This window comes from Streptomyces sp. NPDC049597 (assembly GCF_040675505.1).
GTDB lineage: Bacteria > Actinomycetota > Actinomycetes > Streptomycetales > Streptomycetaceae > Streptomyces.
In genome coordinates this window covers 141,153-157,059 of the sequence record NZ_JBFAOY010000004.1, presented here as the reverse complement: position 1 = coordinate 157,059, position 15,907 = coordinate 141,153, and the positions used below count along the sequence as shown (strand labels likewise).

At 69.1% G+C, this 15,907-nt stretch carries 11 protein-coding genes; 2 read left to right on the top strand and 9 right to left on the bottom strand.

Annotated features, from left to right (window positions below):
* Window positions 1–424: 424 nt before the first annotated feature.
* Together rpoB and AB0K02_RS07440 are read left to right on the top strand one after the other, a co-directional pair.
* On the top strand, window positions 425–3,910 hold the full coding sequence (rpoB, locus tag AB0K02_RS07445; protein ID WP_365991379.1) for a DNA-directed RNA polymerase subunit beta: 3,486 nt from the start codon (window positions 425–427) through the stop codon (window positions 3,908–3,910).
* Between the two features lie 124 nt (window positions 3,911–4,034).
* Window positions 4,035–7,946 carry a DNA-directed RNA polymerase subunit beta' gene (locus AB0K02_RS07440; RefSeq protein WP_365991378.1) on the top strand — a complete coding sequence of 1,304 codons (3,912 nt, stop codon included), beginning with the start codon at window positions 4,035–4,037 and terminating at the stop codon, window positions 7,944–7,946.
* Between the two features lie 52 nt (window positions 7,947–7,998).
* On the opposite strand, the gene AB0K02_RS07435 is transcribed toward AB0K02_RS07440, so the two are convergent.
* The 9 genes from AB0K02_RS07435 to AB0K02_RS07395 form a co-directional block, all read right to left on the bottom strand.
* On the bottom strand, window positions 7,999–8,262 hold the full coding sequence (locus AB0K02_RS07435; RefSeq protein WP_365991377.1) for a hypothetical protein: 264 nt from the start codon (window positions 8,260–8,262) through the stop codon (window positions 7,999–8,001).
* Window positions 8,249–8,482 carry a hypothetical protein gene (locus tag AB0K02_RS07430; RefSeq protein ID WP_365991508.1) on the bottom strand — a complete coding sequence of 78 codons (234 nt, stop codon included), beginning with the start codon at window positions 8,480–8,482 and terminating at the stop codon, window positions 8,249–8,251. Before AB0K02_RS07430 ends, AB0K02_RS07435 begins: the two co-directional genes overlap by 14 nt.
* 15 nt (window positions 8,483–8,497) lie before the next feature.
* A complete protein-coding gene (locus AB0K02_RS07425) occupies window positions 8,498–9,409 on the bottom strand; it encodes a peptidoglycan-binding protein (RefSeq protein ID WP_365991376.1) in 912 nt (303 codons plus the stop codon).
* Window positions 9,410–9,514: 105 nt separating this feature from the next.
* Window positions 9,515–10,219, bottom strand: coding sequence for a hypothetical protein (locus tag AB0K02_RS07420; protein ID WP_365991375.1), 705 nt, complete (start codon window positions 10,217–10,219; stop codon window positions 9,515–9,517).
* On the bottom strand, window positions 10,219–11,325 hold the full coding sequence (locus tag AB0K02_RS07415) for a hypothetical protein (protein WP_365991374.1): 1,107 nt from the start codon (window positions 11,323–11,325) through the stop codon (window positions 10,219–10,221). Before AB0K02_RS07415 ends, AB0K02_RS07420 begins: the two co-directional genes overlap by 1 nt.
* 8 nt (window positions 11,326–11,333) lie before the next feature.
* On the bottom strand, window positions 11,334–12,479 hold the full coding sequence (locus AB0K02_RS07410) for a hypothetical protein (RefSeq protein WP_365991373.1): 1,146 nt from the start codon (window positions 12,477–12,479) through the stop codon (window positions 11,334–11,336).
* Window positions 12,480–12,500: 21 nt separating this feature from the next.
* A complete protein-coding gene (locus tag AB0K02_RS07405) occupies window positions 12,501–13,688 on the bottom strand; it encodes a hypothetical protein (RefSeq protein WP_365991372.1) in 1,188 nt (395 codons plus the stop codon).
* A 34-nt stretch (window positions 13,689–13,722) separates the two neighbouring features.
* A complete protein-coding gene (locus tag AB0K02_RS07400) occupies window positions 13,723–14,913 on the bottom strand; it encodes a hypothetical protein (protein ID WP_365991371.1) in 1,191 nt (396 codons plus the stop codon).
* 56 nt (window positions 14,914–14,969) lie between these two features.
* Entirely contained in the window at window positions 14,970–15,893 is a 924-nt protein-coding gene (locus AB0K02_RS07395) for a phage tail protein (protein ID WP_365991370.1), read from the bottom strand.
* Between the last annotated feature and the right edge of the window lie 14 nt (window positions 15,894–15,907).

Sequence of the window (15,907 nt, the reverse complement as noted above, 5' to 3'; positions counted from 1 at the left end):
TGATCTTCGCCGTGCGTTCACAACGGCCTGTGAGGATCCCGGAGCAGCGGCTCCGGGGCGGGGGCCTTGACGAACCGCACGCAGCGCGCAATTCTCAGGACGCGTCGTCACACCGATCCGTATCCGAGGCATGGATCGACGACCGAACGGGCAGTATCGATGTGCGCCTCACGGCGCATGGGGTTCGCGGAGATGAGAACAACGAGGGTCTCGAGGGTCTCGAAAACCCGCACTGGACATCAGTGTGCCAAGTGGCTACACTGACCCTTTGCGCTGCCTGTTAGCTGCCCCCTGCCCGTCACCAGGGGCATGCCCATACCTGAGCATCGGTTGAAGATCCGTCCCGACCTGGACTTTCTCTCTCCGTGCACAGCATGGGACCGGTACGCGCGTAGTGAGTCCGAGCCCTCGGAAGGACCCCCTCTTGGCCGCCTCGCGCAACGCCTCGACCGCGAATACGAACAACGGCGCAAGCACTGCCCCGCTGCGCATTTCCTTTGCAAAGATCAAGGAGCCCCTCGAGGTTCCGAACCTCCTCGCGCTGCAGACCGAGAGCTTTGACTGGCTGCTCGGCAATGCGGCGTGGAAGGCTCGTGTCGAGGCGGCTCTCGAAAGCGGACAGGACGTCCCCACCAAGTCCGGTCTGGAGGAGATCTTCGAGGAGATCTCCCCGATCGAGGACTTCTCCGGGTCGATGTCGCTGACCTTCCGCGACCACCGCTTCGAGCCTCCGAAGAACTCGATCGACGAGTGCAAGGAGCGCGACTTCACGTACGCCGCCCCGCTCTTCGTCACCGCCGAGTTCACGAACAACGAGACCGGCGAGATCAAGTCCCAGACGGTCTTCATGGGCGACTTCCCGCTCATGACCAACAAGGGCACCTTCGTCATCAACGGCACCGAGCGTGTCGTCGTGTCGCAGCTCGTGCGCTCGCCGGGTGTGTACTTCGACTCCTCCATCGACAAGACGTCCGACAAGGACATCTTCACCGCCAAGATCATCCCCTCCCGGGGTGCCTGGCTGGAGATGGAGATCGACAAGCGCGACATGGTCGGTGTCCGTATCGACCGCAAGCGCAAGCAGTCCGTCACCGTCCTGCTCAAGGCGCTCGGCTGGACGACCGAGCAGATCCTCGAGGAGTTCGGCGAGTACGAGTCCATGCGCGCCACCCTGGAGAAGGACCACACCCAGGGCCAGGACGACGCGCTGCTCGACATCTACCGCAAGCTGCGCCCGGGCGAGCCGCCGACCCGTGAGGCCGCTCAGACGCTGCTCGAGAACCTCTACTTCAACCCGAAGCGCTACGACCTCGCGAAGGTCGGCCGCTACAAGGTGAACAAGAAGCTCGGCGCCGACGAGCCGCTGGACGCCGGTGTCCTGACCACCGACGACGTCATCGCCACGATCAAGTACCTGGTCAAGCTGCACGCCGGCGAGACCGAGACGGTCGGCGAGAACGGCACGCAGATCGTCGTCGAGACCGACGACATCGACCACTTCGGCAACCGTCGTCTGCGCAACGTCGGCGAGCTCATCCAGAACCAGGTCCGCACGGGTCTGGCTCGTATGGAGCGCGTCGTGCGCGAGCGCATGACCACGCAGGACGTCGAGGCGATCACGCCGCAGACCCTGATCAACATCCGGCCGGTCGTCGCCTCCATCAAGGAGTTCTTCGGCACCAGCCAGCTGTCGCAGTTCATGGACCAGAACAACCCGCTGTCGGGTCTCACCCACAAGCGCCGTCTGTCGGCTCTTGGCCCGGGTGGTCTCTCCCGTGAGCGGGCCGGCTTCGAGGTCCGTGACGTGCACCCCTCGCACTACGGCCGCATGTGCCCGATCGAGACCCCCGAAGGCCCGAACATCGGTCTGATCGGCTCGCTCGCCTCCTACGGCCGCGTCAACGCGTTCGGCTTCGTCGAGACGCCGTACCGCAAGGTCGTCGAGGGCCAGGTCACCGACGAGGTCGACTACCTGACCGCCGACGAGGAGGACCGCTTCGTCATCGCCCAGGCGAACGCGACCCTCTCCGAGGACCTGCGCTTCACCGAGTCCCGCATTCTGGTCCGCCGTCGTGGCGGCGAGGTCGACTACGTCCCGCCGGCCGAGGTCGACTACATGGACGTCTCGCCGCGCCAGATGGTGTCGGTCGCGACGGCCATGATCCCCTTCCTCGAGCACGACGACGCCAACCGTGCCCTCATGGGCGCGAACATGATGCGCCAGGCCGTTCCGCTCATCAAGGCGGAGGCCCCGCTCGTCGGCACCGGCATGGAGTACCGCTGTGCCACCGACGCCGGCGACGTCATCAAGGCCGAGAAGGACGGTGTGATCCAGGAGGTCTCGGCCGACTACATCACCGTGGCGAACGACGACGGCACGTACACCACGTACCGCGTCGCGAAGTTCTCCCGCTCCAACCAGGGCACCTCGGTCAACCAGAAGGTCATCGTCTCCGAGGGCGACCGCGTCATCGAGGGCCAGGTCCTCGCCGACGGTCCCGCCACGGAGAACGGCGAGATGGCGCTCGGCAAGAACCTGCTCGTGGCGTTCATGCCGTGGGAGGGTCACAACTACGAGGACGCGATCATCCTGTCGCAGCGCCTCGTGCAGGACGACGTCCTCTCCTCGATCCACATCGAGGAGCACGAGGTCGACGCCCGTGACACCAAGCTCGGCCCCGAGGAGATCACCCGGGACATCCCGAACGTCTCCGAGGAGGTCCTCGCCGACCTCGACGAGCGCGGCATCATCCGTATCGGCGCCGAGGTCGTCGCCGGCGACATCCTGGTCGGCAAGGTCACGCCCAAGGGTGAGACCGAGCTGACGCCGGAGGAGCGCCTGCTCCGCGCGATCTTCGGAGAGAAGGCCCGTGAGGTCCGTGACACCTCGCTGAAGGTGCCGCACGGTGAGACCGGCAAGGTCATCGGCGTGCGCGTCTTCGACCGCGAGGAGGGCGACGAGCTTCCCCCGGGCGTGAACCAGCTGGTCCGCGTCTACGTCGCCCAGAAGCGCAAGATCACCGACGGTGACAAGCTCGCCGGCCGCCACGGCAACAAGGGCGTCATCTCGAAGATCCTGCCGATCGAGGACATGCCGTTCCTGGAGGACGGCACCCCGGTCGACATCATCCTCAACCCGCTGGGTGTCCCGTCCCGAATGAACCCGGGACAGGTCCTGGAGATCCACCTCGGCTGGCTCGCCAGCCGCGGCTGGGACGTCTCCGGCCTGAGCGAGGAGTGGGCCCAGCGCCTGCAGGCCATCGGCGCCGACGACGTCGCGCCCGGCACCAACGTCGCGACCCCGGTCTTCGACGGTGCCCGCGAGGACGAGCTGGCCGGCCTGCTGCAGCACACCATCCCGAACCGCGACGGCGAGCGCATGGTGCTCCCGACCGGTAAGGCGCGCCTGTTCGACGGCCGCTCCGGCGAGCCGTTCCCGGACCCGATCTCCGTCGGGTACATGTACATCCTCAAGCTCCACCACCTGGTCGACGACAAGCTCCACGCCCGGTCGACCGGTCCGTACTCGATGATCACCCAGCAGCCGCTGGGTGGTAAGGCCCAGTTCGGTGGCCAGCGATTCGGTGAGATGGAGGTGTGGGCGCTGGAGGCGTACGGCGCCGCCTACGCGCTCCAGGAGCTGCTGACGATCAAGTCCGACGACGTGACCGGCCGAGTGAAGGTCTACGAGGCCATCGTCAAGGGCGAGAACATCCCCGAGCCCGGCATTCCCGAGTCCTTCAAGGTGCTCATCAAGGAAATGCAGTCGCTCTGCCTCAACGTGGAGGTGCTGTCCTCGGACGGCATGTCCATCGAGATGCGCGACACGGACGAGGACGTCTTCCGCGCTGCGGAGGAGCTCGGTATCGACCTGTCCCGGCGCGAGCCGAGCAGCGTCGAAGAGGTCTGACGGGCCCGGCCGGGGCTCTCGCGAGGGAGCCCCGGCCGTCCCCGGGACCGTACAGACCACTGATACAGAGCCCGTTTTCCGCTGACGCGGAGGGCACAACCCCGAAAGAGGGATTGACGAAAAAGTGCTCGACGTCAACTTCTTCGACGAGCTGCGGATCGGCCTCGCCACCGCGGACGACATCCGGACCTGGTCCCACGGCGAGGTCAAGAAGCCGGAGACCATCAACTACCGCACCCTGAAGCCCGAGAAGGACGGACTCTTCTGCGAGAAGATCTTCGGTCCGACCCGGGACTGGGAGTGCTACTGCGGCAAGTACAAGCGTGTCCGCTTCAAGGGCATCATCTGTGAGCGCTGTGGCGTCGAGGTCACGCGCGCCAAGGTGCGCCGTGAGCGGATGGGCCACATCGAGCTGGCCGCCCCCGTCACCCACATCTGGTACTTCAAGGGCGTCCCGTCGCGTCTGGGCTACCTGCTGGACCTGGCGCCGAAGGACCTCGAGAAGGTCATCTACTTCGCCGCGTACATGATCACGTTCGTGGACGAGGAGCGCCGCACGCGCGACCTGCCGTCGCTGGAGGCCCACGTCTCCGTCGAGCGCCAGCAGATCGAGAACCGCCGCGACGCCGACCTCGAGGCCCGCGCCAAGAAGCTCGAGACCGACCTGGCCGAGCTCGAGGCCGAGGGTGCCAAGGCCGACGTGCGCCGCAAGGTGCGCGAGGGCGCCGAGCGTGAGATGAAGCAGCTGCGCGACCGCGCCCAGCGCGAGATCGACCGTCTCGACGAGGTGTGGAACCGCTTCAAGAACCTCAAGGTCCAGGACCTCGAGGGCGACGAGCTGCTCTACCGCGAGCTGCGTGACCGCTTCGGCACGTACTTCGACGGCTCGATGGGTGCCGCGGCGCTGCAGAAGCGCCTGGAGTCCTTCGACCTCGAGGAGGAGGCCGAGCGTCTCCGCGAGATCATCCGCACCGGCAAGGGCCAGAAGAAGACCCGCGCGCTCAAGCGCCTCAAGGTCGTCTCCGCGTTCCTGCAGACGTCCAACAGCCCCAAGGGCATGGTGCTCGACTGCGTGCCGGTCATCCCGCCGGACCTGCGTCCGATGGTGCAGCTGGACGGTGGCCGCTTCGCGACCTCCGACCTGAACGACCTGTACCGCCGTGTGATCAACCGGAACAACCGACTGAAGCGCCTTCTCGACCTCGGTGCGCCCGAGATCATCGTGAACAACGAGAAGCGCATGCTCCAGGAGGCCGTCGACGCGCTGTTCGACAACGGCCGTCGTGGCCGCCCGGTCACCGGTCCCGGCAACCGCCCGCTGAAGTCCCTCAGCGACATGCTGAAGGGCAAGCAGGGTCGTTTCCGTCAGAACCTGCTCGGCAAGCGAGTCGACTACTCGGCGCGTTCCGTCATCGTCGTCGGCCCGCAGCTGAAGCTGCACCAGTGCGGTCTGCCCAAGGCCATGGCGCTGGAGCTCTTCAAGCCGTTCGTGATGAAGCGCCTGGTCGACCTGAACCACGCGCAGAACATCAAGTCGGCCAAGCGCATGGTCGAGCGCGGCCGCACCGTCGTGTACGACGTCCTCGAAGAGGTCATCGCCGAGCACCCGGTGCTGCTGAACCGTGCGCCCACGCTGCACCGCCTCGGCATCCAGGCCTTCGAGCCGCAGCTGGTCGAGGGCAAGGCCATCCAGATCCACCCGCTCGTCTGCACCGCGTTCAACGCGGACTTCGACGGTGACCAGATGGCCGTGCACCTGCCGCTGTCCGCGGAGGCGCAGGCCGAGGCCCGCATCCTGATGCTGTCCTCGAACAACATCCTCAAGCCGGCCGACGGCCGTCCCGTCACCATGCCGACCCAGGACATGGTGCTGGGCCTCTTCTTCCTCACCACGGACGAGGAGGAGCGCGAGGTGCGCGGCGAGGGCCGTGCGTTCAACTCCACCGCCGAGGCGATCATGGCCTTCGACGCCCGGGAGCTCTCGCTCCAGGCGAAGGTCGACATCCGCTTCCCGGTCGGCACCATCCCGCCGCGCGGCTGGACGCCTCCGGTCGAAGAAGGGGATGAGGGCGTCGAGGCAGGGACGTGGCAGCAGGGTGACAGCTTCCGTCTGAAGACCACGCTCGGCCGTGCGCTCTTCAACGAGCTGCTGCCCGAGGACTACCCGTTCGTCGACTACTCGGTGGGCAAGAAGCAGCTCTCCGAGATCGTCAACGACCTCGCCGAGCGCTACCCCAAGGTCATCGTGGCGGCGACGCTCGACAACCTGAAGGCGGCCGGCTTCTACTGGGCGACCCGTTCCGGTGTCACCGTGGCCATCTCCGACGTCGTCGTTCCCGAGGCGAAGAAGGAGATCGTCGCGGGCTACGAGGCGCAGGACGAGAAGGTCCAGAAGCAGTACGAGCGCGGTCTGATCACCAAGGACGAGCGCACGCAGGAGCTCATCGCGATCTGGACCAAGGCGACCAACGAGGTCGCCGAGGCCATGAACGAGAACTTCCCGAAGACCAACCCCATCTTCATGATGGTCAACTCGGGTGCTCGTGGAAACATGATGCAGATGCGTCAGATCGCCGGTATGCGTGGTCTGGTGTCCAACGCCAAGAACGAGACCATCCCGCGTCCGATCAAGGCGTCCTTCCGTGAGGGCCTGTCGGTGCTGGAGTACTTCATCTCCACGCACGGTGCCCGTAAGGGTCTGGCGGACACCGCCCTGCGTACCGCCGACTCGGGTTACCTGACCCGTCGTCTGGTGGACGTCTCGCAGGACGTCATCATCCGCGAGGAGGACTGCGGCACCGACCGCGGCCTCAAGCTGCGGATCGCCGCGAAGGGCGCCGACGGCGTGCTGCGCAAGGCGGAGGACGTCGAGACCTCCGTGTACGCGCGCATGCTCGCCGAGGACGTCGTCGTCGACGGCAAGGTCATCGCGCCTGCCAACGTCGACCTCGGTGACGTGCTCATCGACGCGCTCGTCGCGGCCGGTGTGGAGGAGGTCAAGACCCGCTCGGTCCTGACCTGTGAGTCCGCTGTCGGTACCTGTGCGTACTGCTACGGCCGTTCGCTCGCGACCGGCAAGCTGGTCGACATCGGTGAGGCGGTCGGCATCATCGCCGCCCAGTCCATCGGTGAGCCCGGTACCCAGCTGACGATGCGTACCTTCCACACCGGTGGTGTGGCCGGTGACGACATCACCCAGGGTCTGCCCCGTGTCGTCGAGCTCTTCGAGGCTCGTACGCCCAAGGGTGTCGCCCCGATCTCGGAGGCGGCCGGCCGCGTCCGTATCGAGGAGACCGAGAAGACCAAGAAGCTCGTCGTCACCCCGGACGACGGCAGCGACGAGACCGCCTACCCGATCTCGAAGCGTGCCCGTCTGCTGGTCGGCGAGGGCGACCACGTCGAGGTGGGCCAGAAGCTCACCGTGGGTGCCACCAACCCGCACGACGTGCTGCGCATCCTCGGCCAGCGCGCGGTCCAGGTCCACCTGGTCGGCGAGGTCCAGAAGGTCTACAACTCGCAGGGTGTGTCGATCCACGACAAGCACATCGAGATCATCATCCGGCAGATGCTGCGCCGGGTGACGATCATCGAGTCCGGCGACGCGGAGCTGCTGCCGGGCGAGCTGGTCGAGCGCTCGAAGTTCGAGACCGAGAACCGTCGTGTGGTCACCGAGGGCGGTCACCCCGCCTCCGGCCGTCCGCAGCTGATGGGTATCACCAAGGCCTCGCTGGCGACCGAGTCGTGGCTGTCGGCGGCGTCCTTCCAGGAGACGACCAGGGTCCTGACCGACGCGGCGATCAACGCCAAGTCGGACTCCCTGATCGGCCTCAAGGAGAACGTCATCATCGGTAAGCTCATCCCGGCCGGTACGGGCCTGTCCCGCTACCGCAACATCCGGGTCGAGCCGACCGAGGAGGCCAAGGCCGCGATGTACTCGGCCGTCGGCTACGACGACATCGACTACTCGCCGTTCGGCACGGGCTCCGGCCAGGCCGTTCCGCTGGAGGACTACGACTACGGTCCGTACAACCAGTAAGCAGGGCGAACGAAGGGCGGTCACCCGTACGGGGTGACCGCCCTTCGGTCTTTCACCGGCTCGCCAACTCCCACAGGGCGAGGGCGAGTCCGGAAGCGGCGGTGAGCGCGGCGATCGAGGCCAGCGGCCATCGGGCGCGTTCCAGCGCGTCGAGCCGGGCCTCGTGATCGGCGAGCTGCTTGTCGGTCTGGTCGCTGCGCTGGACGAGCAGCGCGAGTGAGCCGTCGACCCGGGCGAACCCCGCCTCCAGCGTGCCGCGCAGCCGTTCCAGTTCCAGCGCCACCGCCACCGGGTCGTTCGGATCAGACTCGGTCATCGGCCGCCCCCGAGGTGGTGCGCAGCCAGCCGGGGAGCAGGCGCTGGACGGCCGGGAGGGCCATCACCCGGGAGAGTGCGCCGGCGACGACGAGAGCCCCGGCGACCCGGGGGAGGGTCGCCGGGACGCCGGCGGCTTCCACGATCGCGGGCAGCACGACGGCGATGCCGACCGCGGTCTGCAGGACGGTGCGGGCGGTCCGCTTGGTGTTCTCGGACAGTGCCATGGAGGCTCCTCAGAGGGTGTGGGGGACTTTGAGCGCATTCCAGGAGGTGGCGCCGGGCCAGCCGTCGGCGTCGGCGCCGCGGAAGCCGAGCTTGCGCTGCCAGGCCGCGTACGACCGGCGGTCGGACTCGGACCAGCGGGGGCTCGGGCCGATCTCGTAGCGGCCACAGCCCTCGGCGACCAGCCGACGGCCCATTGCGGTGACGATCGGGGAGCTGGGGCCGGCCTTGAAGAACGACGTGCCGGGGAAGCGCTGGTAGCGCGGGGCGGCCGGCTTCGGCGGGGCAGGGGGCTGCTTCGACGGGGCGGCGGCGAGCCTCTTCTGGACCCGGTCGCGCATGCCGGGCATCGCGAAGCCGCGCGGGTCGCTCTTCCAGTCGGACCACTCCAGGTGGCCGATGACGGACTTGGCGCCCCAGCCGTGGGCCCGGCACAGCGCGGCCGAGGTCCGCTCGACGGCGTCGAGCTGGGCCGCCGGCCAGGGGTCGGTGCCGTTGCCGAGGTTGATGCACTCGAAGCCGTAGAAGCGGGAGTTGCCGTCGACGGCGCCGGAGCTGCCCTGGTGCTCGCGAGGGGTGGGAGGCCGGGTCCCGTAGGTCTCGGTGATCACTGCCTGGAGGACCGAGGGATCGCCGCCTCCCGCGTGGTTGGCGCGTCCGCTGGCGACGAGATGGACCGTGCCGTCCTTGGCGATCACGCCGTGGCAGAGCGGGCCCGGCAGCCCGGCGTAGCCGTTGTAGCAGAGCTCGACGGACGAGGCGGTGCCGCTGGAGACGGTGTGGTGGATCATCACGCCGACGACGGGGCCCCAGGCTCCTGCCCGGTTGCGGTGGTGGGTGCGCCAGCCGTCGTGCTCGACGACCTTGACGCCTTCGGCGCGGAGCGCGGCGAGGAGCCGGTCGGCGGTGAGGGGAGTGGCCATGGGTGACCTCCAGGCTTGCGGGGCATGAAAAAAGGCCCGCGCGGGGCGGGCGTCGGGGGTGGTGCGGGGGCGATGCGGGTCTGCGGTGCCGCGGGGGGCCGCGGCTCAGCTCTGCCGGCCGTACATGACGTACGGCTGGGCGTACACGGTGCCGCTCGCACTGGTGACGATGGCCTGGATCTCCACGGTCACGCTGGTGCCGAAGCGGGTCTGGATGTCGGAGACGATCGGGGCCGTGTGGTCGAAGGTCGTGCCCGCGTTGACGGTCGGACCCCACTGGGCGCCGTCGACCAGGACCTTCACCTGTCCGGTGGCCCCGGAGGAGAAGCGTGTGTACACGCCCAGCCGCATCAGCGGCTGCCAGATCGGGTTGAGTGACCGGGCGATGGTGCTCCACGTCGTGGACGTGGTCTGCGACCAGTTGATCGAGCCCAGGTCCTGCGGCGGCAGCATCGGGAGCCAGGGCCGGGCGAGGCCGCCGGAGACGATGTCGTCCGAGAAGAGCTCGTGCTCGTAGGCGTCGAACAGGCGCAGCACCTGTTTGGCGGTGTCGGAGCCGTTGCCGTTGTACAGGGCCAGGGCCCGCTCGCCGGTCTGGCGGCGGATCGTGAGCCCGTACTCCTTGTCGTTCTCGCCCGTGCCCCACTTGCCGACCTGGAGGACGGCGGTCTCGTTGGGCAGCTTCACGGTGAGCGCGCCGTTGGTGATCTCGTTGAGCGCGGGACGGGTGTTGACCGCGGTGGACAGCGCCTGGATCCGGCGTTCCATCTGGGTCAGCCGGTCGATGATGTCCTCGGGCAGCTGAGGCATCAGGCCTCCTCTAGGTAGAGCTCTGCGGTGTCGGGGCGGCCCCGCTGCGGCGGAGTGACCTTGACGCCGATGATCCGGTAGCGGGCGTCGAGGCCCTGGGGGTGCCACTCGTCGGTGATCCGGATCCGTGCGGAGCGGCCCAGGAGCGCCGGCGGGACGACCTCGCCGAGGCGGATCCTTATCTCCGGGATCACCACGGCGCCGCGCACCTGGGCGAGGTTCGCGGCGGCCAGCGAGTTCAGCGCCGCCTCGCTGGTGATCTCGTTGTGGTCCGAGGAGAGGTCGATCCGCGGCCAGCCCCCGTCGAGCAGGTCCTGGGCGACGGCCGGGGGCTTGGAGTACAGCGGCCGGGACTCTGCGGCGGCGTTGTTGTTGACGGACGCGCCGCGGGCCACGGAGGTGGTGCCGCCGCGGGTCGCGTCGCGCGGGAAGGAGTACGACAGGATGGTGCCGGGACGGTCGAAGACGAGATCGGTGGCACCGGTACGGATCTTGGGGGAGCCGAGCCGCAGCTGCCGGACGCGCTCGCCGGTGACGGGGTCCCGGAAGACCATGATCTGCTGCTCGAATCCGTTCTCCAGGGTGGCGAGCTGTGCGAGCGCCTCCGAGTAGACGGTCTCGTCGCCGTCGCGCCAGGCCGCGGTCCGCTTGACGGACGAGGTCTCCTCGCCGACCTTGACCCGGATGTTGCCGTCGTCGGTCTTCTGGAGGTGGTTCCAGAGAGTGCGGGCGATCTCCAGCTGGTCGGTCGGCGTCGTGAACCTGATCGCTTCGCGGATGCGGCGCCGGGTCGCGTACGAGTCGAAGGTGGCGGCCTGGAGGGCCAGGGTCAGCACCCCGCGCTCGCTGCTCTGCAGGGTGCTCGTCCAGATGATGCCGCCCCACCACAGGTCCCCGCCGCGCTCGAGGTAGACCGCGGTGCGGCCCTCCTCGACCTGGCGGACGCGCTCGGCGATGGCCTTGTCCGGGATGGGTACGGTGCCGGACAGCGAGCCGGCCCTGCCGATGTAGTCGTCGAACTGGACGTCCTGCAGCGGCAGGATGTCGATGGTCTGGTCGGTCAGCAGGTCGCAGAAGATCGCCCGGTAGGGCGTGTCGAGTGCCATCGAGGGCCTCACAGAAGAATGTAGGTGGCGCTGACGCGGACGCTGCGGCCTGCGATCAGCTGCGCGTTGGGGAACCAGGTACGCAGGTCGATCTGCCCGTTGTAGCTGATGACGGCACCGCCGGAGGCGTACCCGTCGGAGGCCGGGGCCTCGACGGTGATGGCCGGGCGCCAGCCGACGGGGAGAGTGCACAGCGGCTCGTCGGGGATGTTGCCCTGAGAGTCCGAGGTGAGGGTGCCACCGCTGCGAGTGACGACGGCCGTGATGGTGCACAGACCGCCCTTCGTCTTGCGGCCGGCGAATTGCGACACCGACCAGCCGGCCGGCGCGGTCAACCCGCCGGCGGCGCTCTCCACCTCGACCGGCGGCTGGTAGGCCGTCCACGTGGTGCCGTTCCAGCGCTGGAGGACCCCGTTGTTCTCGCGGAACTGTCCCGCGTAGCTGCCGGTGGACAGCGAGCCGCTGGGGGCGATGCCGCCGATCTCCTTCGGGTACGCGACCCAGGCCGTGCCGTTCCAGCGCTGGAGGAAGTGCGCGTTGTCGTTGTCCTGGTACTGGCCCGGGTACGCGCCGGGCTCGGCGCCGTTGTTGTAGACGGGCAGGATGCCGCCGACACCGGCGACCGTGACGCGCAGGTCGGTGACCGTTCCGGTGGTGGTCCAGGGGATGCCGCCCGTGCCCGCGGAGGTTCCGGCCGGGACGCGGACCGAGAACAGCGTCAGCGAGAGCGCGGGTGCGTTCGGCGCCACCGGAGTGGCGGCAGGGGTGCCCCGGACGATCTCCAGGGCGGCTTCGCTCCTGGTCGAGCCGTCGAACTGGTCGTCGTACACCCGCAGCACGACGAGGTCGACACGCGGGTTGAGCGGGTCGCCGTCGGCGAAGGTGATGACGGTGTCCGCGTCGAGAGCGACGGGATACGCGCCCTGGGCCTCCGGGCCCTGGATGACGGCCCGGCCGTGGTAGACCGTGGCCGACATCGGTCCGTTGGAGCTCATCCACAGGCCGCCGACGCGGTACTTGCCGTCGTACGTGCCGGGGAGGATGCCCGACCGGGAGGCGAACGGGCCGGCGGGGGTGGTGGCGCCGAGGGCGGTGTGGCGCGTGTCGAGGCGGGTCTGCCCGGCGGGGGCGAGCCAGCCGTTGCGAAGAACCATGGGAAGTCTCCTGGGGGGTGGTCAGGCCTGGTTGTCGACGCGGAGGAAGGTGTTGTCGAAGTGGCCCTTCACGGCGCTGTTGCCGACCTTGAACATGGCCGTCAGCGTGTAGGTGGCTCCGGGCGTCATGCCGTAGATGCGCGTCGTGGACGACATCGACGCCGGAGTGGAGCCGGTGCAGAGCACGGCCATCTCGTCGTTCGGTTCCATGGCCGGCGCGGTGCCCTTGGTCAGCCGGAAGCTCATGGCGACCGTGGTCGGAGTGGCGGACTCGGCATGCATCCGCGCGCCGTAGGTGATCAGCACGGCCCCCGACGGACCGGCGACGAAGTCCACGTCGAGCGGGGTGCTCGTCGTGTCCGTCAACGCTGCCGTGTACGTGGTCGACTGCGTCCACCCGGAGTCGTTGGAGCCGGTGAAGAACGGGCCGGGCACCGCGGGGACCCACGCCGAGCCGTTCCAGCGCTGGAGCTGGCCGCCCGTGGAGTCCCGGTACTGGCCCGTGTACGTGGCAGGCAGCGTGGACGCGCTGTTCGGGATGATGCCGCCGAGCGCCGACGGGTACGGCACCCACGCGCCGCCGTCCCAGCGCTGGAGCGCGCCGCCGGAGTCCTGGTACTGGCCCGGGTACGCACCGGGGAAGACCGCTCCCTCGACGGGGAGGATGCCGCCGAGGGAGACGACCGGGATGCGCAGGTCCTTCAGGGAGGTGTTCCAGTTGATGCCGCCGTTGCCCGCGCTGGCGCCCGCGACCACCGTCACCTCGTACAGCGCCAGGCTCCGCGGCGGGATGGCCGGGGCCTTGGGGGTCGGGCCGGGGACGCCCTGGATGATCTCGATCTTCGCCTCGTTGCGCCCCGAGGAGTCGTACAGGTTGTCGTAGACCTTGGCGACGACCAGGTCGACACGGCCGTACTGGGCGTCGCCCGCGGCGAAGGTGATCGTCTCGGCGGCGGGCAGCGCCACCGGGTACACGCCCTGGGAGATCTCGCCCTGGATGAGGGCCCGGCCCTCGGAGACGGTCGCCGACATGGCGGCGGAGCCGAACATCCAGAAGCCGGAGAGCCGGTACCGGCCGTCGTAGGAGCCCGGCAGGATGCCGGAGCGGACCTGGACGGGGTTGACCGGGGTGGTCGCGCCGACCTGGTTGAGGCGGGTGTTCTCACGGGTCTGGCCGGTCTCGGCGACCCAGCTGCTCCGCAGGTTCATGGGGTTTCTCCGATCGAAGTTGGGGAGTTGGGGGTCAGGACTTGATCCACTCGGCGGAGAGGTTGCCGGCGTAGCCCGAGCCGCCGAGGGTCTTCACCGCCGCGGTGTGGGTGTTGTAGGCCGCGAGTTGGACGGTGCTGCCCGCGGTGAGCTTGATCAGGCCCTGGCCGCCGACCACCACCGCGCCGTCGCCGGCCGGGGTCAGCCAGGTGCAGCGCGGTACGCCGACGCCGTTGACCAGGACCCGTGCGCCGCGCATGCCGGCCGCCGACTCGCCGGAGAAGACGCAGTGGCCGGAGATCCGGTACCAGCCGGCGCGGGGCGCGGTGTAGGTGGTGGAGCCGTTCCAGCCCGCCGCGTCGTCGACGTCGATGCTCTGGAAGGTGAGCGTGGTCCATGTGTTGGTGCCGATGCTCTGCTGGCTCGTCTGCGAGACGCTGAACAGGACCGTCGCCCTGCCTTCGACGTACTGCCAGGCCGTGCCGTCCCAGCGCTGCAGGACTCCGGCGTTGTCCCGGTACTGGCCGGTGTAACTCCCCGTCGCCAGCGTGCCGTTGGGAGCGATGCCGCCGATCGGCTTCGGGTAGGAGACCCAGGTCGTGCCGTCCCAGCGCTGGAGCAGCCCGGAGGCGTCCCGGTACTGGCCGACGTACGCGCCCTTGAAGCCGCTGGTCGGCATGATGCCGCCGAGGGCGACGACCGGCCAGTGCTGGGAGGTGACGGCGGAGGTGGTCCACAGGATGCCGCCCGTGCCGGCCGAGGTGCCGGCCGGCACCGAGACCGTGTACAGCGGGATCGTGCTGCCCGGGCCGCTCGGCGGGGCGGCGGGGGTGGCCGAGGGGGTGCCCTTGACCAGGCGTACGACGGCCTCCGTGACGCCGGTGTTGTCGTAGTCGTTGTCGACGACGGCCAGTTCGACCAGGTCGATCCGGCCGTACTGCGGGTCGCCGTCGGGGACGGTGAGCGTCTCCGGTGTCGTGACGGCGACAAGGTAGGCGCCCTGGTCGGTGTCCTTGCCCTGCACGATCGCGCGACCGGTGCCGATCGTGCACTGCATGGGCGAGGTCCCGGTCAGGACGAAGCCGCCCGGCACGATGCCCGGCCGGGAGCGCAGCGGCGTCTCCTCGGGGGTCTGGCCGCTGGGGGTGAGCAGGGCGGCGAGGGTGAGGCGGGTGTCCTCGCGGGTCTGGCCGGTGGGTTGCAGCCATGCGGCACGTACGGTCATGGGTCACCTCTTCAGTGGGTTCGTGGGCATCGGTGGGGGCGCCGGTGTCGTGCGGATCACCATTCGGCGCTGCGCCAGCGGACTGTCATCAGCGCGTCGGCGCTCGCCCCGTCCGGCCGGAAGGACAGCTCGGTGCGGCCCGGTTCCAGGACGAAGAGCTCCTCCGGAGTGGAGTCCGCCATGGCCGTGTGCCGGCGGGAGGCGGTGTTGTTGAGCGTGACCGTGCCGGCCGCGGTGTCGACGGTGAGCTCGTCGCCGGCGGCCAGGTCGATCGCGTAGCGCAGCCGGCGCCGGCTGACCCGCTCCGTGACGGTCGGCATGGAGCACGGGCCGCGGAAGACGATCACCGGATGGGTCGGCGCCGAGCCGGTGTTCTCGGCGACGGCGTCGCCGGTGCTCGTCGCCCGGCCCCAGTTGAGCGGCCAGGTCAGCGGCCAGGTGAGACCGGACTCGGGCTGCGGGGGAGTGGTGGTGACGACCTGCTCGTTGACGACGTAGCGGCGCGGATCGGCCGCAAGCCACTGGATGGACATCTTGGACGTGCCCTGGGTGGCGAAGCCCTGGTCGGCGGGGACCACGCGCTGGGCGATGCGCGCGCGTACGGCGAGCAGCTCTCCGTGGAGCTGGACGGTCAGCCAGCGCTCCTCGTCGAGCAGGGCGAGGGCCTGCCGCAGGGCGCGGATGGCCTCGGGCGCCGCCTTGTACTCCGGCGCCAGCACGATCGTCCCGCCGACCTTGCGCGGCTTGGCGTACCGGGAACCCGGCCAGGCACCGTGCGAGGTGGGGCGTTCGGCGTCGGAGGAGTCGTACTCCGGCAGGTCCTCCCAGCCCGTCAGGCCGGACCGGTCGACGGTGAACGGGGTGTCGGGACCGATGAGGAGCCCGGCCCACTGGATCTGCCCGTCCTGGGTGATCAGCGAGCCGGGCGCGAGGTCGGCGGTGTAGGTGTTTCCGGCGTATGCGGTCGTGGTCTCGGCCATGGGGCCGTCACCTC

Excerpts from the sequence above, each read along its gene's own strand:
- AB0K02_RS07405 (WP_365991372.1), bottom strand. The coding sequence starts at position 13,688 with ATGAACCTGCGGAGCAGCTGGGTCGCCGAGACCGGCCAGACCCGTGAG.
- AB0K02_RS07425 (WP_365991376.1), bottom strand. The coding sequence starts at position 9,409 with ATGGCCACTCCCCTCACCGCCGACCGGCTCCTCGCCGCGCTCCGCGCC.
- AB0K02_RS07435 (WP_365991377.1), bottom strand. The coding sequence starts at position 8,262 with ATGACCGAGTCTGATCCGAACGACCCGGTGGCGGTGGCGCTGGAACTG.
- AB0K02_RS07415 (WP_365991374.1), bottom strand. The coding sequence starts at position 11,325 with ATGGCACTCGACACGCCCTACCGGGCGATCTTCTGCGACCTGCTGACC.
- AB0K02_RS07400 (WP_365991371.1), bottom strand. The coding sequence starts at position 14,913 with ATGACCGTACGTGCCGCATGGCTGCAACCCACCGGCCAGACCCGCGAG.
- AB0K02_RS07395 (WP_365991370.1), bottom strand. The coding sequence starts at position 15,893 with ATGGCCGAGACCACGACCGCATACGCCGGAAACACCTACACCGCCGAC.
- AB0K02_RS07410 (WP_365991373.1), bottom strand. The coding sequence starts at position 12,479 with ATGGTTCTTCGCAACGGCTGGCTCGCCCCCGCCGGGCAGACCCGCCTC.
- AB0K02_RS07420 (WP_365991375.1), bottom strand. The coding sequence starts at position 10,219 with ATGCCTCAGCTGCCCGAGGACATCATCGACCGGCTGACCCAGATGGAA.